This is a genomic window from Pseudoalteromonas sp. S558 (genome assembly GCF_005886635.1).
Lineage (GTDB): Bacteria > Pseudomonadota > Gammaproteobacteria > Enterobacterales > Alteromonadaceae > Pseudoalteromonas > Pseudoalteromonas aliena.
This window is the reverse complement of the sequence record NZ_PNDU01000012.1, coordinates 1-23,443: the sequence shown is the minus strand read 5'-3', so window position 1 is coordinate 23,443 and position 23,443 is coordinate 1. Positions and strand designations below refer to the sequence as shown.

15 protein-coding genes are annotated in these 23,443 nt (G+C 36.2%); 9 read left to right on the top strand and 6 right to left on the bottom strand.

Translation table 11 applies throughout. The annotated features are described in order from the left end of the window. Positions 1 to 124 precede the first annotated feature (124 nt). The gene (locus CWB66_RS00900) at positions 125 to 1,147 is read left to right on the top strand and encodes a patatin-like phospholipase family protein (RefSeq protein ID WP_138583984.1); all 1,023 of its coding nucleotides are present in this window, start codon (positions 125 to 127) and stop codon (positions 1,145 to 1,147) included. A gap of 68 nt (positions 1,148 to 1,215) precedes the next feature. Here CWB66_RS00900 and CWB66_RS00895 read toward each other — a convergent pair whose 3' ends face one another. Beyond that, positions 1,216 to 1,695 (bottom strand): hypothetical protein, encoded by a 480-nt coding sequence (locus CWB66_RS00895; RefSeq protein ID WP_138583983.1) that lies wholly within the window; start codon positions 1,693 to 1,695, stop codon positions 1,216 to 1,218. Positions 1,696 to 1,879: 184 nt separating this feature from the next. Further along, the gene (locus CWB66_RS00890; RefSeq protein ID WP_024597891.1) at positions 1,880 to 2,443 is read right to left on the bottom strand and encodes a lipid-binding SYLF domain-containing protein; all 564 of its coding nucleotides are present in this window, start codon (positions 2,441 to 2,443) and stop codon (positions 1,880 to 1,882) included. A 149-nt stretch (positions 2,444 to 2,592) separates the two neighbouring features. Here CWB66_RS00890 and CWB66_RS00885 point away from each other — a divergent pair, with 149 nt between their 5' ends. Both CWB66_RS00885 and CWB66_RS00880 read left to right on the top strand, forming a co-directional pair. Then, positions 2,593 to 3,804: a tyrosine-type recombinase/integrase gene (locus CWB66_RS00885; RefSeq protein WP_138583982.1), complete on the top strand. Its 1,212-nt coding sequence runs from the start codon at positions 2,593 to 2,595 to the stop codon at positions 3,802 to 3,804. Then, complete coding sequence (locus CWB66_RS00880; RefSeq protein ID WP_138583981.1) at positions 3,804 to 4,997, top strand: cation:proton antiporter; 1,194 nt, start codon at positions 3,804 to 3,806, stop codon at positions 4,995 to 4,997. Before CWB66_RS00885 ends, CWB66_RS00880 begins: the two co-directional genes overlap by 1 nt. 196 nt (positions 4,998 to 5,193) lie before the next feature. On the opposite strand, the gene ydiJ is transcribed toward CWB66_RS00880, so the two are convergent. After that, the gene (ydiJ, locus tag CWB66_RS00875; RefSeq protein WP_138583980.1) at positions 5,194 to 8,241 is read right to left on the bottom strand and encodes a D-2-hydroxyglutarate dehydrogenase YdiJ; all 3,048 of its coding nucleotides are present in this window, start codon (positions 8,239 to 8,241) and stop codon (positions 5,194 to 5,196) included. Between the two features lie 145 nt (positions 8,242 to 8,386). Here ydiJ and CWB66_RS00870 point away from each other — a divergent pair, with 145 nt between their 5' ends. Continuing rightward, positions 8,387 to 8,596 carry a PGPGW domain-containing protein gene (locus CWB66_RS00870; protein WP_138583979.1) on the top strand — a complete coding sequence of 70 codons (210 nt, stop codon included), beginning with the start codon at positions 8,387 to 8,389 and terminating at the stop codon, positions 8,594 to 8,596. A 70-nt stretch (positions 8,597 to 8,666) separates the two neighbouring features. Here the strand turns inward: CWB66_RS00870 and ppsA are convergent, their stop codons facing one another. Further along, positions 8,667 to 11,042 (bottom strand): phosphoenolpyruvate synthase, encoded by a 2,376-nt coding sequence (gene ppsA / locus CWB66_RS00865; protein WP_138583978.1) that lies wholly within the window; start codon positions 11,040 to 11,042, stop codon positions 8,667 to 8,669. 155 nt (positions 11,043 to 11,197) lie between these two features. Between ppsA and ppsR the strand changes: the two genes are divergently transcribed. Further along, complete coding sequence (gene ppsR, locus CWB66_RS00860; RefSeq protein WP_077535338.1) at positions 11,198 to 12,007, top strand: posphoenolpyruvate synthetase regulatory kinase/phosphorylase PpsR; 810 nt, start codon at positions 11,198 to 11,200, stop codon at positions 12,005 to 12,007. Positions 12,008 to 12,070: 63 nt separating this feature from the next. Here ppsR and CWB66_RS00855 read toward each other — a convergent pair whose 3' ends face one another. Further along, positions 12,071 to 13,420 carry a class II 3-deoxy-7-phosphoheptulonate synthase gene (locus CWB66_RS00855; protein ID WP_138583977.1) on the bottom strand — a complete coding sequence of 450 codons (1,350 nt, stop codon included), beginning with the start codon at positions 13,418 to 13,420 and terminating at the stop codon, positions 12,071 to 12,073. Between the two features lie 994 nt (positions 13,421 to 14,414). On the opposite strand from CWB66_RS00855, the gene CWB66_RS00850 reads away from it, so the two are divergent. Then, positions 14,415 to 15,290 (top strand): DNA replication terminus site-binding protein, encoded by an 876-nt coding sequence (locus CWB66_RS00850; protein ID WP_138583976.1) that lies wholly within the window; start codon positions 14,415 to 14,417, stop codon positions 15,288 to 15,290. Between the two features lie 69 nt (positions 15,291 to 15,359). On the opposite strand, the gene CWB66_RS00845 is transcribed toward CWB66_RS00850, so the two are convergent. Continuing rightward, positions 15,360 to 16,574 (bottom strand): replication protein A, encoded by a 1,215-nt coding sequence (locus tag CWB66_RS00845; protein WP_138583975.1) that lies wholly within the window; start codon positions 16,572 to 16,574, stop codon positions 15,360 to 15,362. Between the two features lie 775 nt (positions 16,575 to 17,349). Between CWB66_RS00845 and CWB66_RS00840 the strand changes: the two genes are divergently transcribed. The 3 genes from CWB66_RS00840 to CWB66_RS00830 all read left to right on the top strand — a co-directional run bounded on the left by CWB66_RS00840 (position 17,350) and on the right by CWB66_RS00830 (position 23,141). Further along, entirely contained in the window at positions 17,350 to 18,588 is a 1,239-nt protein-coding gene (locus CWB66_RS00840; RefSeq protein ID WP_138583974.1) for an AAA family ATPase, read from the top strand. Between the two features lie 15 nt (positions 18,589 to 18,603). After that, positions 18,604 to 19,566: a transcriptional regulator gene (locus tag CWB66_RS00835; protein ID WP_138583973.1), complete on the top strand. Its 963-nt coding sequence runs from the start codon at positions 18,604 to 18,606 to the stop codon at positions 19,564 to 19,566. Between the two features lie 428 nt (positions 19,567 to 19,994). Continuing rightward, on the top strand, positions 19,995 to 23,141 hold the full coding sequence (locus CWB66_RS00830) for a DEAD/DEAH box helicase (RefSeq protein ID WP_138583972.1): 3,147 nt from the start codon (positions 19,995 to 19,997) through the stop codon (positions 23,139 to 23,141). The last annotated feature ends 302 nt before the right edge of the window (positions 23,142 to 23,443 follow it).

Below are 23,443 nucleotides of genomic sequence, written 5' to 3'. Positions count from 1 at the left end.
GCACACTTAACTATAAAAAGCGGTTTTATGGCAACATAAAGTCGCTTTTTATTTTGCATAAATATTCACTTTCAGTGTTGTAAATATAACTGAAGAAACTAAAATTTAAGGCACAATTTTTTAAATGATCGAGATCCATGCAGGTAAAACCGCAGCAAAAATAATAAACGAACAAGGTTTTAAACCAGAACTTTTCACCTCTTTTTTAGGTGCAAGTGGCGGCCCTAAATGGTTTACATTATTTGGCTTAGATAAATATATTTTTGGTGAATTTTTTAAAAATCGTACCCAACCACTTAATTTAATTGGCTCATCTGCCGGCGCTTTTCGCTCTGCATGTTTTGCACAAAACGATCCCGTTGCCGCGATTGAGCGCTTAGCAAAATCGTATTCGCAAACTAGGTACTCAAGTAATAAACCAACACCAAATGAAATAACAATAAAAGCGCGCGCATTACTTGAAGATGTTTTTGGCGACAACGGCGTCACCGAAATTATAAATAACCCAATATTTAAAGCGCACTTTATAGTAGCTAAATCGAATGGCTTTATAGCCAGCGAAAATAAATTAATACAGTTAATGGGTTTATCAAAAAGTTATATGTTAAACCGCGTTAACCGAAAATTATTAGGCTCGCAATATGAGCGTTTTATATTTGCCCCAGCAACAAGTGACTTATCAATTACCGATACCTACAATTTTAAAACACAAAACATAGCGCTTACTCAAAATAATTTAAAAGACGCGTTACTTGCATCGGGTTCAATACCACTTGTTATGCAAGGCATAAAAAATATTGCAGGCTCGCCGCAAGGTATGTATCGCGATGGCGGAATAATTGACTACCACTTTGATTTAAAAATTAATAACCCAGGACTTATTTTATATCCTCATTTTAATAGCGAGCCAAAAGCAGGGTGGTTCGATAAAAATTTAAAACGTAAAGTATCACCTCTTAATTACGATAACGTGGTAATGATTACTCCATCAAAAGAATTTATAGCCGGCTTGCCTTACGGGAAAATTCCAGACAGAAACGACTTTACCGAGCTCGATGCAGACACGCGTATAAAATATTGGAATACCGTGTTTAGTGAAACTGAAAAGTTAGCTGAGGCGTTTGATAAAAAGTTAAACGACAAATAAATATAAAATAGACTATACAGATAAACTATTATTTTAGAAATCAATGAAAAGTTGGATGCCTTAATATATTAAGGCACAGATATATGTATAGATAAAAGTTCTTTTAAAACCGGAATATTATCTCTAATCCAATTTAAGTTTTCGGAAATATTCTTGCTAGTATCCACATCCATGATTAAAGAACCATTTTTATAAGGAGCTCCTCTATATCCACGAATTGCGACAAATCGTTTATGAAAATCATCTAATAAGTCATAAACACCAGAAGACTTTGGGAAAAGGAAAAATGAAGAGTTATAGCTTGTATTGAAATCATTAAATGTTTCTTGTTTGACTGTATTTTCCAGAGTTTCTTTGTAGAGCTTCATCGTAGTATCAAATACATCAAATCTTTTGTTGAAAAGATCTAGCTTAAGTTTGTGATGCTCGACATCATATTTTAATTTATTAATATTGTATTGTTTAAAAGAAATATAGCCTACTAGTGTGGGGACTATTATGAGAGAAACGTTTCGAAGTATTTCAAGGTAATAGTTAAAATCACACAATATAGATCAGCCTTAAAGGATTAATAATATTCTGAGTATAAGTGACACTAGAGGACATAGTAAATAGTTTATTTTTAATGGTACAGCTTTAGCCCATAAATTACGTTATGTTAAATAGTGTGACTTTTAATAAAGCGAGCATGATTATACAAACCAGCTCGCTTTTAGGAGAGTAACTTGGTGGTTAATTAAGCTCTGAATCTACCCAAAACTTAGTTCCTTTTAATACAGCTTGTAGTGCAAGGCCATTTTCGGTTACAGAATATACAGTAACTTGATCTGCAATTGCTTCAGCAACCAGTGCACCGCCTTTATCTTCATATTTTGCTGCTGCATCTGCATTTCCGCCAAATGCCCAACCATGTTCAATAAATCTATTTAATGCAGCTTGATTATGAAAAACCATTACAACATTAAAATCTTTTACACCTAAGCCAAGCCCTAAACCGGCTTCACCCATATTCATGTAAGTCGATTTACCCGTAAGATTATTTTTAACTACGCCGTAACCGCCACCAAAACTAGCTAAAACAACATTTACGTTAGCGTTATCAAAAACGGCGAAACCAGCAGAATTAGCAATTTGTTTTTTAACATCAGGTTTTTCAGCGTATAATTTATCTAACGTGTTTGCTTTCATACTTTGTACAAGTGAACGTTTTTCGCTTGGTGATGCACTACCCGTAGTCGCACAACCAGTTAACGCAACAGTTAAAGCAAGTACGCTTAGTATAATTAGTTTTTTCATAATGTTTTCCTTAATAAGATATAGCAACCAACAACCATAGAATAATCACGGTATTAAAATAATTAGAACTTTACTATGTCCAATACTAGACAGTATCGGACTTTAACGTTATTCTGTAAGCCTATTATTTAATTGAATATTTATACATTATGCTTGTTGCTTTGGTTGATACGTTAAAACAATTAAGATATCAAATTGCCCATCTAGATGACGGTACTCTCAATTCAGAATACCCAGAACTTGCATCCTTTATACAGGAAATTGGCTTGACTGTAACTGAATCAAAAGCCGATCTGACATTCTTGTATCAGTTTTTATATGTTTATGGCCGAAAATCAGAAGCCACATATAGTCGTTTTCGAAATGAGCTTGAACGCTTTTATTTATGGTCGTGGTTAATCGCAGAAAAATCAGTATTTAATTTAAAACGTGAAGATATTGAAGCTTACGTTGATTTTATGGTCGAACCCGATAAAGCATGGGCTGCAACTTCAGTGCAATGGCGTTATAAAGATGAACAAGGAATTCGTAGATTAAACCAAAACTGGCGCCCTTTTATGTTAAAAGAATCCATTGCTAGTCAGCAAACTTTATCGTCTATGTTTACTGCTCTAAATGTGTTTTATAAGTTTGCCTTACTAGAAGAAAGAACATTTGCTAACTTTGTCCCTGTTGTTAAAAAAAATAGTCCGTACTTAGTTGTTCAATCACAAATTCAAATTCCAGACACATTAAGTGATATTCAATGGGAATACGTTTTTGGTGTAACGCGTGATTTATGCGAACATAACCCTGATTTAGAGCGAAACTTATTTACGCTTGCCTGCTTAAAAGGTCTTTATTTACGAATTTCAGAATTATCTGAGCGCCCGCAATGGTCACCGGTGATGTCTCATTTTTGGCAAGATAATGATGGTTTTTGGTTTTTACGTATAATGGGAAAAGGTAATAAATTACGAGATGTAACTTTAAGCGATGATTTTGTTGAATATTTGAAACGTTATAGACTATACAGAGGTTTACCTGCCCTTCCCCGTGTTGATGAATCGGATCCTTTGGTTCATAAAATTCGCGGGCAAGGTGGTATGACCGTAAGGCAAATTAGGCGTTTGGTTCAGCAAAGTTTTGATTATGCACAGCAATCATTACTTGATGATGGTTTTAAAGATGATGCTGAACAACTTGGCGCTGCAACTGCACATTGGCTTCGTCATACTGGTGCCACACACGATGCGCAAACCAGACCGCTTAAACATCTATCGGAAGACTTAGGTCATTCTAAAATTGCGACTACCGATCAAATTTATATTCAAACAAATATTAAAGAGCGAGCAAAGTCAGGGCTTAAAAGGAAAATTTAATGGAGTATTTAGTAATAGCATTTATAGGCGGATTATTTTTAATTTATTCTTTAACACTTCGCCAGTTAGAAAAAACAGAAGTAACAGGTCCAATGTTTTTTGTTGTTGGCGGAATATGTTTAGCTTCAATGCTACCCAACGAAGGGCATAAAATAAAAGAAGGCGTTGATCTTTTATTACCATTTATAGAGCTTACGCTAAGTATTTTTTTATTTTCTGATGCAGCTAAATCAAAGTTGAGTGTATTAAGGCATAGTTTTCAGTATCCTAGTTTACTGTTGTTTGTTGCCCTACCCTTAACTTTATTACTCGGTATTGCTGTTGCTTTATTTTTCTTTGCTGAGCTTTCACTTATTCAAGCAGCATTGCTCGCTATTATTTTAACACCTACTGATGCGGCATTAAGTAAAGGGTTACTAGCAAGTACACAAGTGCCTGAAAAAATACGTGAAGGGATAAATACTGAAAGTGGCTTGAACGATGGATTATGCGTGCCCATATTTTTAATATTTATATTACTCGCTAAAAACCCAGATTCAGCTATTACCGCAACACAAATATTAAGTGTGTTTGGCCGAGAGCTAAGCTTGGCTTTATTAATAGCTATTACAAGTATTGCTGTTTTTATACCGAGTTTAAACTTTGCAATGAAACGTCATTACTTTGCACAAAATACCAGTCCATTTTTATTACTCGGTTTTGCTATGGCGGTGTTTTCTGTAACGCAGTATTTTCATGGCAGTGGATTTATTGCAGTGTTTATTGCAGGCTTATTATTTGATAAATTTTCGACTGAAGAAGTTAGAACAGAATTAATTGAAGACTCAGAGCATATCGCAGATTTCACATCGTTAATGATTTGGTGCTTGTTCGGGTTTGTTTGTGCTTACTTAGTTATTCCTAAATTAAATACTGAAATTATAATTTACGCTTTGTTAAGTACAACATTGATTAGAATAATTCCAGTTATGCTGTCTCTGCAGTTTACGGCATTGAGTATTAAAGAGCGTTTTACATTTGCGTGGTTTGGGCCAAGAGGATTAGCATCAATTGTTTTTACATTGATGGTGATAGATACGCAAATAGAAAACAAATATCAAATAGCGACAATAGCAATGACGACTATTTTGTTTAGTGTATTTATACATGGCATTAGCACTAAACCTATTGCTGATAGTTTTGCTAAAAAATAGTTTTTAAAACAGTTATTTAAATTAGATAATTAAAATAATAGATTTGAAAAAGGCGTAACGGTTATTTCATCATTGATGAAGTTAATCGTTGCGCCTTTTTTTATTTAATAAATATTTTACTAAATTGGTATTTAAATAAAACTATTTAAGTACTCTTATATAAGTGTTCTTATTTAAGTACTCTTATTTTATAAAGTTATTTAAGAACCTGTGCTAGTAATTCAATTGGGTGTTTTGGTTTAAATTGTTCAAAACGTTTAACTTGGCTACGACAAGAAAAGCCCGTAGATAAAAGTTGCTCTGGTTTATTTTTATCTACAATTGGTTTCCAGCTCATTTCGTAAAGCGCACGTGAGTTATCTTGATTTTGTGCTTCGTGGCCATAAGTTCCCGCCATTCCACAACAACCTGTATTTGTTGTTTTTAATGTTAAACCAATATCATTGAAAATTGTTTGCCATACATTTGCTGCTTTTGGCAGTGCAGTTGTTTCAGTACAATGACTCAATAATGTAAATTCGGTATCTGTATTTTTTTTTGCGCTTAGTGATTTAAACGATTGGGTCTCTAGCCATTCATGGGCAAGTTGCACATTAAATTCACCACGGTTATTTTCTAAAATTGTATTATATTCATCGCGGTAACACATAACGAGTGACGCATCTAAACCGACTAACGGTGCATTAATATCATTTAATTTATTTAAAAACTCGGCTGCATTTTTTGCTGTTACTTTAAATTCATGCAAAAAACCTTTTACGTGTTGCGGTTTACCATTTGGTTTAAAAGGTAATAGCATTGGTTTTTTGCCAAGTTGGGTTATTAAAGTAATAAAACTTTCTACTAATTCCGCTTCGTAAAAGCTCGTAAATGGGTCTTGTACTATTAATACATATTCACTTTGTTGCTCTGCGTTTAATTTATTTAATAAATCAAAATCGAATTTTTGTGTTTTAGTAACACGCTTTGAAAGTGCAGGAATACTTAATTGTGGTGTATCAACATAACCAACTGTTTTTTTAATAACATTACTAACTAATGATGTTTTAACAATTGGATTTATAACTTTTGCGAACTTTGCCATTAATGGCGCGCTGTTTTCTATATTGCCAACAAGGTAATCTTTTAGCGGGCGCGCATAATAACTATGATAATAATTTAAAAAGCGCGAACGAAAAGTGGGTACATCTACTTTTATTGGGCAGGCAGTTGTACATGCTTTGCACGCTAAACATTCATCCATTGACGCTTTAACTTCGTGAGAAAAGTCGTAAATACCTTTTCGTTTTTCGCGGCTGTGAACAAAACGTTCCCACCAGGTAATGACTTCACCCTTGTTAAGCTGTTTTTCTACTTCGAGCAAATCTACATCTTTTGACTCTTGAAGGCGTAACCATTCGCGCATTAAACTTGCACGTCCTTTTGGTGAATTACGACGATCGCCAGTCACTTTATACGATGGACACATAGGTGAATTTTCATCGTAATTAAAGCATATGCCATTACCATTACAGGTCATTGCATTGTTAAAACTAGTTTTAACTTCTATTGATATTTGCTTATCGAAGTGCGATCTCTTTTGTCCATCCACACTAACTAGTGAGTCTTCACTATCGATAGGGGTGCATATTTTACCAGGGTTAATGCGATTGTTAGGGTCGAAAGCTGTTTTTATTTTACGAAGTTGTGTATATAAATGCTCACCAAAAAATTCAGGACTATATTCGCTTCGGTAACCTTTACCGTGTTCGCCCCACATTAAACCGCCGTACTTAGCGGTTAGTTTTACGACCTGATCGGAAATAGTTCTAAGTAGTTTTTCTTGCTCTGGGTCACACATATCAAGTGCCGGACGTACGTGTAAAACGCCAGCATCAACATGACCAAACATACCATATTGTAAATTGTGGCTGTCGAGTAATGCTCTAAATTCGACAATGTAATCTGCTAAGTTTTCAGGTGGTACAGCGGTATCTTCTGCAAAAGCGAGTGGTTTTTGACTGCCTTTTACATTACCTAACAAACCCACTGATTTTTTACGCATTGCGTAAATTTTTAGTATATCGCTTTTATCACTAGTTAACTGATAACCAATAACGCCATTAGTTTGATTTGCTACGCATTCGTCTAGAAGCTTACAAAGCGTGTCCACTTTGTCTTTTATATCATCGTTCGATACTGCATTAAACTCGACCATGTTCAGGCCTTGCATATCTTTATTTGGTACATCGGTTATTAAGTCCGATACTAAATTCCAGATGATATCTTCACGCGCTAAGTTTAAAACTTTGCTATCAACGGTTTCTACCGATGTTGCGCGTGCATCGACTAAAAATGGTGAATGGCGTAATGCTGAGTCGAAACTATCATACTTGATATTTATAAGGGTTTTAAATTCAGCAATAGGTGTGAGGTTTAATTTAGCTTCTGTTACTATACCTAATGAGCCTTCTGAACCCGTTATTAAGCGGCTCATGTCAAACGTTAGTAAGTCATCACTTAGTACATGCTCTAAGTCGTAGCCGGTTAAAAAACGATTTAACCGTGGAAACTTAGCTAAAATAGCAGCGCGTTCATTAATTGAAATATCTAAAACTGTTTTATATAGACTACCAATTAGAGAGTCTTGCTCGGCTATAATTTGTGCTTTGTCGATGTCTATTGGGGAGGTGCACATAGGTGTGCCATCAACTAAATAAGTTGTAAGCCCTAAAACATGGTCGCTTGTCTTGCCGTAAACTAACGAACCTTGCCCCGAAGCATCAGTACTTATCATGCCACCAATAGTTGCCCTGTTACTGGTAGATAAATCAGGTGAGAAGAAAAAGCCATAAGGCTTTAAAAAGTCATTAAGTTGATCTTTTATGACGCCGGTTTGAACGCGTACCCAACCTTCATCAACATTTATTTCAAGGATTTCGCGCATATAGCGTGACAAATCTACAACAATACCAGGTGTTAACGATTGACCGTTAGTGCCTGTTCCACCGCCACGAGGACCAAAAGTTAATGATAAAAACGGGTCGCGAGATGCTGTTTGCAATGCGAGCTGAATATCTTTTTCATTTTTTGGAAAAATAACACCTTGCGGTATTTGCTGGTACACACTGTTATCGGTTGATGCGGTAATACGCGTTGCATAACTTGCGTCGGTATCTCCAGTAAAACCTTGATTTGCAATGGTACTTAGGTAGTTTTCAACAAGTTCTGTCGCGGCATCTTGCTGTGTAATTGTTGCTATCATGACGGCTATATTTTAGGGCATTTGACTAATTATATCATGATGATGGCGAATAGAAATTGAAGATTTTACAGTTTGTAACACTCTTTTAGTCGATTTTAATGCAGCTTAAATTATACTCAAGATAACGAGTAATGAGGTATTTTATATGAAAAAATTATTATTACAGATCAGTGGCGTGTTATTTATTTTGCTAGGACTATTTTTTGCGGTTGTACCAGGACCTTCACTTATATTTTTTATGGCGGGTTTATTGTGTTTTTCGTTTTACTATTCTAAAGCGCGACATTACTTATCACTTTGCCAAAAGGCGTTAACTAAATCATGTGCTTATTTAGATAAAAAATTAGCCCGCTAATTTACTTTAATTGAGTATAAAAAAATGCCAGCAAAACATTGCTGGCATTTTTTATAGCTTACATATTTAATTACTTTGCTAATTTTTTAGCTAGGTATAACCATGTTTCTATTACTGTATCTGGATTTAGTGAAACAGAGTCAATGCCCTGCTCTACTAACCATGCTGCAAAGTCTTCGTGATCTGAAGGACCTTGGCCACAAATACCTACGTACTTTCCTTTTGCTTTAGCTGTTTTAATTGCCATAGAAAGTAGCTTTTTAATTGCAGGGTCACGCTCATCAAATAAATGTGCGATTAACCCAGAATCACGATCAAGACCAAGTGTTAACTGTGTTAAATCATTAGAGCCGATAGAAAAACCATCAAACATTTCTAAAAATTCATCAGCAAGTAATGCATTTGAAGGAAGCTCACACATCATAATTACTTTAAGACCATTTTCGCCACGTTTAAGGCCATGCTCTTCTAGTAGTTCAATTACGCGTTTGCCTTCTTCAAGGGTGCGTACGAATGGGATCATGATTTCTATGTTTTGCATATCCATTGTATTTCTAACGCGTTTAATAGCTTCACATTCTAGTGCAAAACAATCGCGGAAGTCTTCAGAGATATAACGTGCGGCACCACGAAAACCAATCATTGGGTTTTCTTCTTCCGGCTCGTATTGCTGGCCACCAACTAGGTTTGCGTACTCGTTTGATTTAAAATCAGACATACGCACAATTACACGCTCTGGTGCAAAAGCACACCCTAGAGTAGAAATACCTTCAACCAGTTTTGTTATGTAAAACTCCACTGGTGATTCGTAACCGGCAATCATATCTGTGATTTCTGCTTTTAATGCATCTGTTTGAGCATCAAAATTTAATAACGCTTTTGGATGAACGCCAATCATACGGTTGATAATAAATTCAACTCGCGCAAGGCCAACACCCGCATGCGGTAAGCGTGCAAAGTCAAAAGCACGATCGGGGTTACCCACGTTCATCATAACTTTCATTGGCAGTTCTGGCATTTTATCAACGCGCGACGTTAGTATTTCAAAATCTAAAATACCTTCGTAAATAAAGCCGGTATCGCCTTCGGCGCATGATACAGTGACTTCTTGACCCGCTTTAATTAAATCTGTTGCGTTACCACAACCAACAACGGCTGGAATACCAAGTTCACGAGCAATGATTGCCGCGTGGCACGTACGACCACCACGATTTGTTACAATCGCTGCAGCACGTTTCATGATTGGTTCCCAATCAGGGTCGGTCATATCGGTTACTAAAATGTCGCCTACTTGTACTTGATCCATTTCTTTGATTGAATCAAGAACACGCACAACACCGCTACCAATTTTATGACCAATTGCACGGCCTTCAACAACAACGTTGCTTGTGCCATTTAATTGAAAACGTTCCATTACGTTAGAATCTTCGTTTGAACGTACAGTCTCTGGACGTGCTTGAACTATATATAGTTTGCCGTCGTTACCGTCTTTTGCCCATTCGATGTCCATAGGACGACCGTAATGTTTTTCGATGATTACAGCTTGCTTGGCAAGTTCTTGCACTTCTTCATCTGTAATCGAAAATTTATTACAAAGCTCAGGGGCAACATCAACGATGTCTACTTGCTTACCGTGTGCTTTATCTTCTGAGTAAATCATTTGAATGGCTTTAGAGCCAATGTTACGACGCACTACTGAAGGTTTATTTTTAAGGAGTGTTGGTTTATGAACATAAAACTCATCAGGGTTAACAGCGCCCTGTACAACCATTTCGCCTAAGCCATAGCTTGATGTAATGAATACAACATCTTCAAAACCAGATTCAGTATCGATACTAAACATGACGCCAGATGCTGACTTATCAGAACGTACCATGCGTTGAACACCAGCAGACAATGCTACACCACGGTGATCGTAACCTTGGTGAACACGGTATGAGATTGCGCGGTCGTTAAATAATGAAGCAAATACGTGTTTAATAGCGACCATAACTGAATCGATACCGACAACGTTAAGGAAAGTTTCTTGCTGGCCTGCGAATGATGCATCTGGCATATCTTCAGCAGTAGCTGATGAACGTACTGCAAACGAAACATCTGCTGCTGTATCGCCGTGGAGTTGGCTATATGCGTCGCGAATGGCTTGATCTAGATTTGGTTGAAATGGTGTGTCGATTATCCATTGGCGGATATCGGCACCGACTTTAGCGAGTGTATTTACATCATCAACATCGAGAGTATCTAAAATGTCGTGAATTTTAGCGGTGAGTCCTGATTGATCTAAAAACTCATTAAAAGCATCGGCGGTAGTTGCAAAACCACCCGGTACTTGTACACCAGCGTTTGCTAGGTTTGAAATCATTTCACCAAGTGACGCGTTTTTACCGCCAACTCGAGGAACATCTTGCATACCAAGCTCTTGATACCAGAGAACGTATTCTTGCACGGATCTTTCTCCAAAAAAACAAATTGTAGGTCTAACTGTGAGAGTTAAGAAAGAAAACCTTTTATAAAGGCCACGCACATTCTACACTGGCAATAGTCCTCACGTAAACCGTGAGAAACCCATTTTAGGGATTAAACGTAATAAAAAGGTTAATTATGAGAACTGCTTTTTATATATCAGATGGAACAGCGATTACTTCTGAGGTTTTTGGGCATGCAACTTTATCGTTGTTTCCTATCGATTTTAATCATAAAACCATTCCTTTTGTAGAAACAGAAGAAAAAGCGCACGAGATTAAAGCGTTAATTAACGCCACCGCTGCAAAAACAGGCGAGAAACCGTTTGTTTTTTTCACTTTTGTTAATCATAGTTTGAGTGAAATTATTAAATCAGCTAATGCGGTTACCTATGATTTTTTAACTACATACAGTGAAAAAATAGAAAAAGAGCTCAATGTAGCCCCAGTGCCAAAAATGCATCGAACACACTCTATCCACGAAAAAAGTTATGACTTTAGAATTGATGCTGTTAACTATGCTCTTATGAATGATGATGGCGGAAATATTAAAAACTTTTCTGAAGCCGACATCATTTTAATTGGCGTTAGTCGCAGTGGTAAAACACCAACAAGCTTATATTTAGCACTGCAGTACGGCATTAAAGCGGCTAATTACCCTATTACAGAAGAAGATTTAGATAACGAAGGTTTGCCAAAGTGTTTAGTCCCTTATAAACATAAGTTATTCGGACTTACGATTGACCCTGAGAGACTTGCGGCAATTAGACACAGACGTATGGCTAATTCTAAATATGCGTCTATTAAACAGTGCCGTATTGAGGTGCGCGAAGTTGAGATGCTTTATAAGCGTCATAAAATTGCTTATTTTAATTCTACACATCATTCTGTTGAAGAAATTTCTGCAAAAATATTGATAGAAACAGACTTAGAGCGACGTAAGTACTAACTTAGTCATTTAAATTAAGCATAAAAAAACCGCAACTAAGCGGTTTTTTTAATATAAAAAATATTATTTACGTGCGTCTTTTAGTAAATCAGCCACTAAAAAGCCTAACTCTAATACTTGGTCGGCGTTAAGACGTGGATCACACTGCGTTTTATAACGCTGTGCTAAGTCATCATCAGATAAGCCGTAAGCACCGCCTGTACACTCTGTAACGTGCTGGCCTGTCATCTCAAGGTGAACACCACCTGCGTATGAACCTTCAGCTTTATGTACAGCGAAGAACTGACTGATCTCGCGCATAATATTGTCGAAGTTACGTGTTTTGTAACCTGATGTCGCTTTTTCAGTGTTACCGTGCATTGGATCTGAGCTCCAAATTACTTTACGGCCTTCTTGTTGAACTCTTCTTACTAGCGCTGGAAGTTTTTCAGGAAGTATATCTGCACCCATACGCGTAATTAGCGTTAAACGACCAGGAATGTTATCTGGGTTTAATGCATCAATTAAACGAATTAGGTCATCTGGGTCCATACCTGGGCCAACTTTAACACCAATTGGGTTTTTAATGCCTTTGAAAAACTCAATATGTGCATGGTCTAGTTGACGAGTACGTTCACCAATCCAAACAAAGTGAGCAGAGCAATCGTACCAATCACCCGATAAGTGGTCGCGACGAGTAAGCGCCTCTTCGTAACCAAGTAATAACGCTTCGTGAGAAGTGTATAAATCGGTTTCTTTTAAGCTTGGCGCAATTGTAGAGTTAATTCCGCACACTTCCATAAACTCTAGTGCGTCTTGAATTTTATCTGCAAGTTGTTGGTATTTTTCTTTAAGCGGATTTGCAGCAACAAAGCCCATGTTCCAACGGTTTACCTGGTGAAGATCGGCAAGGCCACCTTGAGCAAAAGCACGTAATAAGTTTAACGTAGCGGCACTATGATGGTATGCAGTCATTAAGCGTTGTGGATCGGGTATACGTGCTTCTTCTGTAAACTCGATATTATTAATAATGTCGCCACGGTAAGATGGTAAAGACACGCCATTAATTGTTTCTAAGTCTGCTGAACGAGGTTTAGCGTATTGACCAGCCATGCGCGCTATTTTAACTACAGGGCATTTACCGCCGTAAGTTAATACAACAGCCATCTGTAAGATTGTTTTGAATGTATCGCGAATGTTAGCGGCATTAAAATCGCTAAATGATTCTGCACAGTCACCACCTTGAAGTAAAAAAGCACGACCTTCGCACACATCTTCAAGTTGTTTGAATAGGCTTCTTGTTTCTTCAGCAAAAACTAAAGGCGGAGCCGTTTTTAATTGGCTTTCTACTGATTCTAGTATTTCTTGATCTGGGTACTGAGGTTGCTGCAGTATTGGCAGCTCTCTCCAGCTATTTGGGTTCCACGGTTGCATGTTCTTTTCCTCATTCCTACATTACCTGATACAAAGAAATTAACGTATGCACTACCCTTTGTTCAAGGACTAAATTCACTATTTACCAATTATTTAGTTATGAGATAAGTATAATAGTAATCTTACTTAACCTAGCTGGTTATATAACATACACTTTAGTTTTATTTAGAAGAAACTAAAGTGTTAAAATACATGTATTTAGAGCTAACTATTTACAATTTTAATGCATTGAGAATAAATAGCGCATAAGGGGATGTTATACGTAATTTAGATGGGAACACATCATACTTAAATGGTGTGTTCTGTAATCTTAACTTTACACGGATAATTAGTTAATAGCGATCAAGTGCTATGTGCAGACCTTAATGTATGGTATGAGCGTTTGTGGTAATCATTTATCTGCGCTTTAAATCCTAGACGCATAACCTTGTATAGCACTCGTATGCAGGACTATATTCAAAAGTGCCACAACTTAAAGGTGTGGTAGACCGTTAAGTTTTCTCTTCAAAGTGATAGTGCTAATTAACAATTCACCATGATTAAAGCTCCTACTGCTAGAAGTATCTTTAAAGAGGAACTGATATCAAAAAGCATTTGTAGTCATTGTAACCTTTTGCCTGATCACTGTACTACCAACACGATGTAATATGAGTCAGTAATTATAAATGCTAAGACGGTTGGATAAGTATATGAAAATTATATAACTCCGCTTAACTCATTTTTCTAAACTTAGTTTTATCATCTACTACGTAGATAATCTAGTACTTGGCGTATTAGCCTTTTTATATACGACAAAGTAAATACTCCAATGTAATATGAATTAGTAAGAAGTTTCAATCTTTCTTCGTTTATATATCCTCACCGTAAAGAACACATCATACTTAAATGGTTATTAAATAAATATAAGCCCCGAGTACTATTAATTATTTATTTAGACAAAGCAAAGTGCATGTAGTAACATTAGAATAGTAAGATGTGTTCTTTGAGGTGTGTAATGGTAACTAAGGTACAAATTAGAAGTCAGTTTGATTTAATGAACGAATTAACTTTGAGGTTGATTGAAGAACTAAAAGAGTGTGAATTCTCCAAAGCGGAATATTATCAATTACCAGATGTAAGTAGTTTCGATGAGAGTAAAGTTCCAGAATCTATACTTGTTTCTAAAATCACTGGAGTACCTGCTCAAAAAGCAATCCTAAACTCTTTTTCAGACATGTATAAAAAATCAGGATTAAGCAGTCGTGTTTTAAAAAGGCACCCTGGTTTGCTCGTTATTAAAAATGCAGATAAACAAGCTTTAAATAATCGTATAGCTCAAGTAAATAAAGCTAAAGCTACGTTTAAAGAATCTATTTTAGCTATTGATAGCAACGATGCTCGATTTGAAGCAGTTCACAATGCTATACCAAATTTGATAACGCTTGCTGCATATCGTAAAATTCATAGTGAAAGCGAATCGCCATTTTCGGTTAGGTTTACTTGGATGCACAAACACGCAACTAAAACGCTGACTAAAAAAATGGCACTGGAAATGCTCGACAAATCGGCCAGTTATCGAAATCCAAGAATGATAGATCAACAAAAATGGCAATCACTTGTAGCTCAAGAACAATTACGGGTTGCTAGTTTAGGCGAAAAGGAAAAACTTAGAATTCGCCGCCCTACTCGAGTGAGTCCACAGGTAAATGTGAGATATACGGCGCAAAATCGCTATCATGTGAGTGCTGCATTACCCTTTATTCTGATTAATCCAGAACCAGACGTAAAATTAGGTATATTACCTGATTATCAAAAACCCGAAACTCACCCTCGTAAGCGCGAGTATGATTTTTTGGTTGATAGGTTATATTTAGAACAGGTTGAGCGGTAGTCATTATGTTAAAAAGGCCACATAGTGTGGCCTTTTTAGTTATCCGTACAGTATTTAAAATAACGGTTATTATTTTTCTACTATTTCTTCAATTTTATCTTCATCAATCAGCACGGCATTTTCAACAATGCGTTTACCGCCTTGGATTTCAATGCGTTTATTGTGTTTGTTCAATGTAAGTATTTCATCGCAAAACTGATCAGACGGGTGCATTTCGTATGTGTAATCGATAATGTTACCGGTTTTGTCATCTTTAACGTTTGTAATGCTGTATTCTGATATTGCACCTTTTTCAATCAAATCTTTCATTGTGGTGGTCATATCACGACGAAGTGCTTTTAATTTATTTTCGGTAATATCATCAGTTGAATAAATAGATCCGTATTTTTCCATAATTGAAAGTAATCTAAAATGGTACGTTTTACCTGGTGCTGCATAACGCCAAAGGTGATACAAACGAAGCATCATCCAACGCGATAATCCACGTTTAAGTTCTTGTGCGCTGTTAAAGTAATATCCTTTGTATTCAAGGTTATCAATCATGTTGTGAACAAACGCATTTAAACAGGCTACACACTTAACATTGCCGCCTTGACCTTTTTTACCACTAAAATGTAGTGACGATAAAAAGTTCATATTTGATTCGTAAAAGGAATCATCAATGTCAGAGTTTTTTGTGTCCGTTGCAGAATATTTAAACGAAAGTTTAGAACCTTGAAGCGCCTCGAGAGATTCTTTAATTGCTGGGTACGGCATTGACTGCCCAACGGCTTTAAGTTCTTGCGCTAACTCGTTCATAGAAAAAACCACAGCATATTGAATACCGGACTTAAAATTAATTTTTACTATTTTACCTTTTGACGCTAAACGGATTAGTGCGCGTTCTACTTTTTCTTCTCTGTCTGATGGCCAAACTAGATATTCAACGTCTTCACCATCTTTGCGCGTACTTACTACGGCAGGTGTAATTTTAATTTCACCATCGTATAAAATACCATCTACCTTTTCTGATATTTTACGGGTAATGATTGTTTTTTTCGGTGCTTCTTCAAGCGGCAATTTTTTATGGCCAGATCGAACAAAGCGTCCCCATAAATCATAGTGATTAAACGTATTTGAATAAGCACGTAATCCATGAGCAGCATTTTCAATAGAAACGCGAACATCTTTATTATCAGTAAATAGTGCTAAACTTTCGTTATCTATTGCACTTTCCACCCCGTGAATTTGGCCTCTTAATGTATCAGGCAAGTTATCTACCGAGATGTTGACCTTTCGGCTCATTGTTCTTATTTCCATTTTTTATTGCGACAGCTAATAACAACACATAAACAAAGAAAAGTTAAATGTTTAAGTTAGTATAAAAGTGATCCAACTTCAAATAATCTATTCAGATCACTTTTATACTAAGTAGTGTTGATTTTTGATATTTTAAGATCAATATTATACTAACAACCGAACTATAAACCGACTTTTTACTAACTCAGCTGTTATTTTGTCCATTGTAATAGTTATTTTATCAAATTAAGCACGACAAATACCGTTTAAAAATTGTTGCCCTGTGGATAAAGGCATATTGAGTTAGCATAGATCTGATCTGTACTTACTATAGATCAGATCTATACTAATTAAAGCTACCGTTTACAGCACTGGCACGTGCATAACTTTATAATTTACTTAGTAAAAAACTGATCTAATGGTATGTTTTTGTTTATAAGTTAAGGGGTAAGCTGTGCATAACTCACTTTCAAAATTACTGCTTAGTAAAAAGGTGATCTGAGTGTTAATAAAGATCTGATCTTAACCAAGTATAAAGGTGATCTGCTTTTAAAGTTATTATTTATATTTATCATTAACTTACATAGTAATTTAAGGTGCTTAACCTTTATTACCTTATATATTTAACCACCTTTAAACTTCTTTATTTATACTAAGCAATATTAATGGTGTAAAAATATTATTAGATGTCTTCTTTTTAAAATGCATGTCGTCATAAATAGTTGTTTACAGCTAATTGAATGGACATTATACTAACTGCCTAACTTTGAGGAAGGAAAGTATGTCTATCAACAATAACGCGCTAAATACCTATCGGCTTTTAAAAGCAACTGCTGAGGTTGCAGAAAAGTCACTAGAAGGACGTATTCAACATTACCGCGCTCATCTTAAATCAGAAGAGAAAGAATTAAGAACATACACCCAAAAAGCAGCTGCAGACTTACTAGGTTGTAATAATCGTACATTAAAAAGACGTCATGATAATGGTGATTTTGACGATTTAAACATAAAACGCGGTGCAAATGGTCATTACGCTTACACACTTGTAAATATTTTTTCCATGGCTGATATTATGGATATCAAGCCAGATCACCGTACAGAAAACGATAAACTCCAAGTTATTGTTATAAATTCACTCAAAGGCGGTTGTGGTAAAACAACCAGTATGGTTAATATTGCTGCTGCGCTTGCTACAACAAATATTAAGCGTTATCGCATTGGTATTATTGATTTAGATCCACAAGGATCGTCATCAAGTTTCTTCCCATCAAGTGAACACGACCCAATTACTGTTGGCGATTTAATGCGTGATTGCATTGAGTTAGAGGAAGGTGAAACATGGCCAGAATTTGTATCAAATTCATTTTTACCTACTCATATTCCTAATATTCGTGTTTTACCTTCTGGTATGGATGACTTTTATTTTGAACACGAAACTGCCACTATACTCAAAGATTCCTCAAATTATGAACAAACTCGCCATTATCATAAGTTACTCGAAAAAGTAATTGAACCGGTAAAAGACGAGTTTGATATTTTACTTATTGATACTGCTCCAACGCTTAACTTTATGTTTTATAACGCATTAATGGCATCAACCGCAATGCTTATTCCGGTTCACCCAGAAGCTGTGGATTTTGATGCTAATAACAAATATTTAAAACGCTTAGGTGAGATTTATCATACCGTTGCCGCGCTTGGTCATGAAGGCTGGGACTTTATGCAGTTTTTAGTAACCAACTACGTTAAAGGTAATCATTCACAGCGTGATATTGTTAAAGATGTGCGTAGTGCATTTGGTCGCCAAGTAATGAGTTATCCCATCAACCATAGTTCAGCAATTACAGCAAGCTCTTCATCTTTTAACACTATTTTTGATCAAAAAGCATCTGATAGCTTAGCGAGTCGTGAGTCACTTATGCGTGCGCAAGAGAACATAAAAGATGTTGTTGATGAGCTTGAAATGCTGATTCGCTCTAATTGGCAATCTACACAATCAAAATTAAATACCCCTAAGTAAGGATGTTAAATAAAAATGGCTAAAAAACGTAAAAATGACACCCGCTTAGATCCTTTTGCAACAGCTGTAGGTACTAGCAGCCTCGATGCACTCCTTGAACAAGCCAGTGCTGGCGATGTGATAAGAATGCCCGCTCCTAGCGATCCTACTCGGCAGATAACACTTATTTGTAAAGTGATCCCGCATGCAGATATTGAATCTACAACAGGTGTATATGGTAAAAATCGTCGTGTACAAGCGCTTCTAAATGAAAAGTCAGTGTCGGATATTCTTCCTGCAATCTCTGACGATGGCCGTAATCAGCATCCTGCTCTACTTTGGGATCAAGGTGATACAAGCTTAGTTTTAGCAGGCTCTCGACGTCGCATGGCTTGTATTTTAGGGAATGCTGATTACTTAGTACTGAGCTCAAGTGATTTTACAGAGCAAGATGCTAAAATTTTAGCTGTGTCATCAGATCAATATATTGCGCCAAGTTTATGGGAACTAGGACAAGCTTATCAACAAACCAAAAATGAATTGATTGAGCAAGGTAAAAAAGGATCTTATCGTGAAATTGCAGCGATAGAAGGTGTGTCTCATACTGCTATAGCTGATGCGATTAAAGCCTATGAGCAAATTCCAGCAAATGTTATAGCACTTTACCCAACAGCTAATCACGTAGGTAGAGAAGTTGCTAAAAAGCTTGTCAATGCAAAGGAGCGCGATTGTGAGGGCTTTAATCAATTAGTGGTTGATCTAGCAAGCAATAACGAAATTAATGCGATTACAAGCGATGACAAGCGCGCTATGGAAATAACTAAATGCTTAACTGCTGAGCCGCATATGGTTGTTAAACGTGAAGCTGTACTTGAAAATGACTTTGTTTCATTGCAACGAAACCTTAAAAGTGGCGACGTTTCTATAAAAATAAATAACAAAGTGATGACTGACAAACGATTAGATCAACTTACTAAGTTATTAAGTGCTTTTAATTAATTACTTAGTAAAATAGCGATCTGTTGGGTTTATATAGTTAGTAAAATATTGATCTGCTATATCATTAAGTTAGTAAAAATTTGATCTATATACGTTATTAATGCGCTTATTTAGCCTATTTTATAGCGTAGATCATTTTTTTACTAACTGGCTTTCTCTTTTTTAGCTATTCGCCACATGTTTTAAAAAATGTTAGTAAAATTCTGATCTATAAAGCCCTCTAACTATTATATAAGTTGTTTTTATTTTTTGAATGGGCTGCATTTTACAATTTATTCAACAAAATCCATTCTAAATTTAGTCATAAACCGATTTTTTACCAACCTATCAACACCTACTAGTTTATATAGCGTTAATATTGCTTTAGCTCAAAGCACATAAGGCATATACTGGCAGAATTATTTTTAAAAACTAATCCTTAGAGTGACATGTCTGCTAACTTATCAAAAAATGATTTACTGGCTATTTTTGAAGAAATTAAAAATGAGCAGGCTACCCAGTTTCCTCTTTCCGAACGCTTTATAAATAAACTGTTTAGGCCTAACGTGCTTGCTAAAGGGAAAGAGTACTACAAAAACGGCAAAATCACTTGGTTAGAGCATACTTCTAACTTTTCTGTTGTTGATTCAACGGTTCAAGGCGATAACGGTACGCCGTTTAATCAACGTATTGAGATCAGTAAATTACCAACTGGTTACTCCGTTGACACACATTGCACGTGTAATATAAAAACGAAATGCCGACACCTTGCAGCAATTTTATTAAAACTTAAGATAGAACACTCTGGTGAATACGGTGAGGATTATTTTATTAACGATTGGTTTAGCGAGTTAAGTGCACTTAAAAGTGCAGAGCAAGCAATGCCATCTCAGGTTTTACTATTTGTCTTAGATATCGAAAATAATAAAGTATTTCTATCGCCTAAAATAGCCAATTACGATAAAGACCAAAATTACACATTAGGCCGTAACCTTACGGATCAACAACTCAATAGTTTTATAACCCCGAATGATTTACTCGAAAGTGACTTTAGGCTTTACAGTTGGATACGTTCGCAAAATGCTGTCGGAAGTATTGAGCTTAAAGGCCAATGGGGTTTTAACGCGCTGCAGCAGTTAATTGCAACGGAGCGCCTATTTTTACAACGCTCTCGTGTTGCTATTAAACCACAAAGCGGTCAAGCACTTAGTTTTAAGTGGCAACAAGAAAAAGACTTAACTCAGCTGGGTATTAATTTAGAGCAAAGTAAAAGCTGGGCACTGCTCAAAACAACCCCACCTACTTATATCGATTTAGATCATTTAAAAATTGGTCGTATACGTACACCTTTAAGTGCTGACGAAATTTCGCATTTACAAACAATGCCAGCGTTACACAGTGCAAACTTTGATCGAATATATAAACAGTTAGCTGATAACTTTGGTGCAGGCGTTATACCACATCCAACAAATTCGCAAACAGCGCTCCCTAAAGCTGCAAGTAATGCAGTGTTAAAAGTGACTATGGGAGAGCGAGGTTTAGCGCTTTCATTGTTATTTAAGTATAAAAACAAAAACTATTTAGCTGGTGAAGCGCCCGCGAGCATAATAAATAATGCATTTGAGAATACTGTTACAAATGAACTTGTAAATTTAGGTTTTGAGTTTTGTAAAGGGGGTTTACAAAGTGAATTTGTTTTCACTAAACAATCCCCTATTCACTTGCATTGGCTTACTTATGAAGTACTTCCTAGCTTTAAAGAGCGGGGTTGGAAAGTAACAATTAGCAAAATGACAGTGGCTAATCCACAAAGCGAAGTAACACTTTATGCTAATCGAGCCGTAGGCCATCAAATGCATTGTAAAGTGATACTTGGTGATGCTAAAGCCGCGTTACTTTTCACTAACGAAGATCTCGTTTATCAATCACTGAATCGTCAAAGTGAATTATTTCATTACTATCCTGTAGGTCGTCAGTTTGGCGTTATAAATAAATCAGCGATAAATTTACTGTGTGAATTTAAGCAGCGTTTCGAGTTTGTAAAAACACGAGACGAATTTAATATACCGCTTTCGTACCTCCCTGAGCTTGTAAAACACACAGCCATAAATGTTGAGCTACATGACGATTCTTTAGAGCTTTATTTACAAGAGTTAAATAATACCGATCATACTATGGCGAAGGTGTCGCTTCATGGCTTAAATGATTCAGTAGAACTTAGAGAGTACCAACAACAAGGTGTCGATTGGTTAAGTTTTTTAAAACGTCACAAATTAGGTGGCATTTTAGCCGACGACATGGGGCTTGGTAAAACACTGCAAGTTATCGCATTTTTAACAAGCACCTATAACCGTCCGCAAGCCGGGCCTACTTTAATAGTATGCCCTACAAGCCTTGTTAGTAACTGGCAAAACGAAATAACAAAGTTTGCGAAAGGATTAAAGGTAACAACTATTTTTGGCTCTCACCGAAACGAGCCATTACAGCACCTTGCCCAGTCTCAATGCATATTAACAACATATCCACTGTTGAAGCGTGACATAGCTTATTATTCGCCGCTGTATTTCGAAAATATAATTCTCGATGAAGCGCAATATATTAAAAATGACACAGCGCAAGTCTCACGCTTGGTTAAACGTTTAAATGCCGAGTTTAAATTATGTTTAAGTGGTACGCCAATCGAAAACAACTTGCTTGAGCTTAAATCGTTACTCGACTTTGCTATGCCATCATTACTTGGTTCCCAAGCTCATTTTAAACAGCATTTTCAAACGCCTATTGAACGCGAAGCAGACATACAAAGAGCTGAGCAATTAAAAGCGCTTATCATGCCCTTTATAATGCGCCGAACTAAAGCACAAGTGGCGCAAGAACTTCCTGAAAAAACAGAGTTAACTAAAGAGTTTGAGTTTGAACCTAAGCAAAAAGAAATGTATCAGGGAATTACGCAGGCTCTTGAAGAAAGGTTAATCGACTTATTTGCAGAGCAAGGCGTACAAAAAAGCAAACTCGCTTTTTTAGAAGCATTATTGAAACTCAGACAAATTTGTTGTCACCCTAAATTAATAGAGCCCGATACGCAGGCTGGCTCAGCCAAATTAGAATGGCTAGCGACCCATTTACCATTAATGCTAAGCCTTGGCCGTAAAGTTATTATATTTAGTCAATTTACCTCGGCACTCGACTTAATAGCTAAACGCCTAGAAGAAATAAACATAGACTTTAGCTTACTTACAGGCCAAACACGCCATCGCGATAAAGTAATTGATGAGTTTACCAGTGGTAAAACATCGGTGTTTTTAATTAGTTTAAAAGCCGGCGGCACCGGTCTTAATTTAACGCAGGCCGATACAGTTATACATTTTGATCCATGGTGGAACCCTGCGGTAGAGAAACAAGCAACTGATCGTGCTTATCGAATTGGGCAAACTAACCCTGTTTTTGTATATAAGCTCATAATGAGTAACTCAATTGAACAGAAAGTATTTAAAATGCAAGAAGATAAGCAAGCGCTTGTTGACGCATTATTTACTGATAAATCAATGAGTTTCACTCAGTTTGACGAACAACAGATGTTGTCTCTGATTAAAAATTAAATTAATTTCAGAATATTCGAATTTTTTTGAACTTAATTAAAAATAGGGCGTCTACTATTATGCTTGTTGATTAATTGCAGTTAATACAAGTATTCATGTTGATTTCCCTATTTAGTTACTAATTTTAGTAATGATTAAGCCAGTTCGTTTTGAACTGGCTTTTTTTATGCCTAAAACTCACCATTGAAATATTATTTTAAAATTTTTCATTTTTTATGAACTTAATTAAAAATATTAATTCTAATTATATTCTTGTTTAATAATTGTAGTTAATAATGATTGTCTTGTTGATTCCAGTTTTT

Coding starts and splice junctions, on each gene's coding strand:
- CWB66_RS00885 (WP_138583982.1), top strand. CDS start 2,593: ATGCTTGTTGCTTTGGTTGATACGTTAAAACAATTAAGATATCAAATT.
- CWB66_RS00850 (WP_138583976.1), top strand. CDS start 14,415: ATGGTAACTAAGGTACAAATTAGAAGTCAGTTTGATTTAATGAACGAA.
- CWB66_RS00840 (WP_138583974.1), top strand. CDS start 17,350: ATGTCTATCAACAATAACGCGCTAAATACCTATCGGCTTTTAAAAGCA.
- CWB66_RS00855 (WP_138583977.1), bottom strand. CDS start 13,420: ATGCAACCGTGGAACCCAAATAGCTGGAGAGAGCTGCCAATACTGCAG.
- ppsR (WP_077535338.1), top strand. CDS start 11,198: ATGAGAACTGCTTTTTATATATCAGATGGAACAGCGATTACTTCTGAG.
- CWB66_RS00835 (WP_138583973.1), top strand. CDS start 18,604: ATGGCTAAAAAACGTAAAAATGACACCCGCTTAGATCCTTTTGCAACA.
- CWB66_RS00880 (WP_138583981.1), top strand. CDS start 3,804: ATGGAGTATTTAGTAATAGCATTTATAGGCGGATTATTTTTAATTTAT.
- ydiJ (WP_138583980.1), bottom strand. CDS start 8,241: ATGATAGCAACAATTACACAGCAAGATGCCGCGACAGAACTTGTTGAA.
- CWB66_RS00900 (WP_138583984.1), top strand. CDS start 125: ATGATCGAGATCCATGCAGGTAAAACCGCAGCAAAAATAATAAACGAA.
- CWB66_RS00845 (WP_138583975.1), bottom strand. CDS start 16,574: ATGAGCCGAAAGGTCAACATCTCGGTAGATAACTTGCCTGATACATTA.
- CWB66_RS00830 (WP_138583972.1), top strand. CDS start 19,995: ATGTCTGCTAACTTATCAAAAAATGATTTACTGGCTATTTTTGAAGAA.
- CWB66_RS00890 (WP_024597891.1), bottom strand. CDS start 2,443: ATGAAAAAACTAATTATACTAAGCGTACTTGCTTTAACTGTTGCGTTA.
- CWB66_RS00870 (WP_138583979.1), top strand. CDS start 8,387: ATGAAAAAATTATTATTACAGATCAGTGGCGTGTTATTTATTTTGCTA.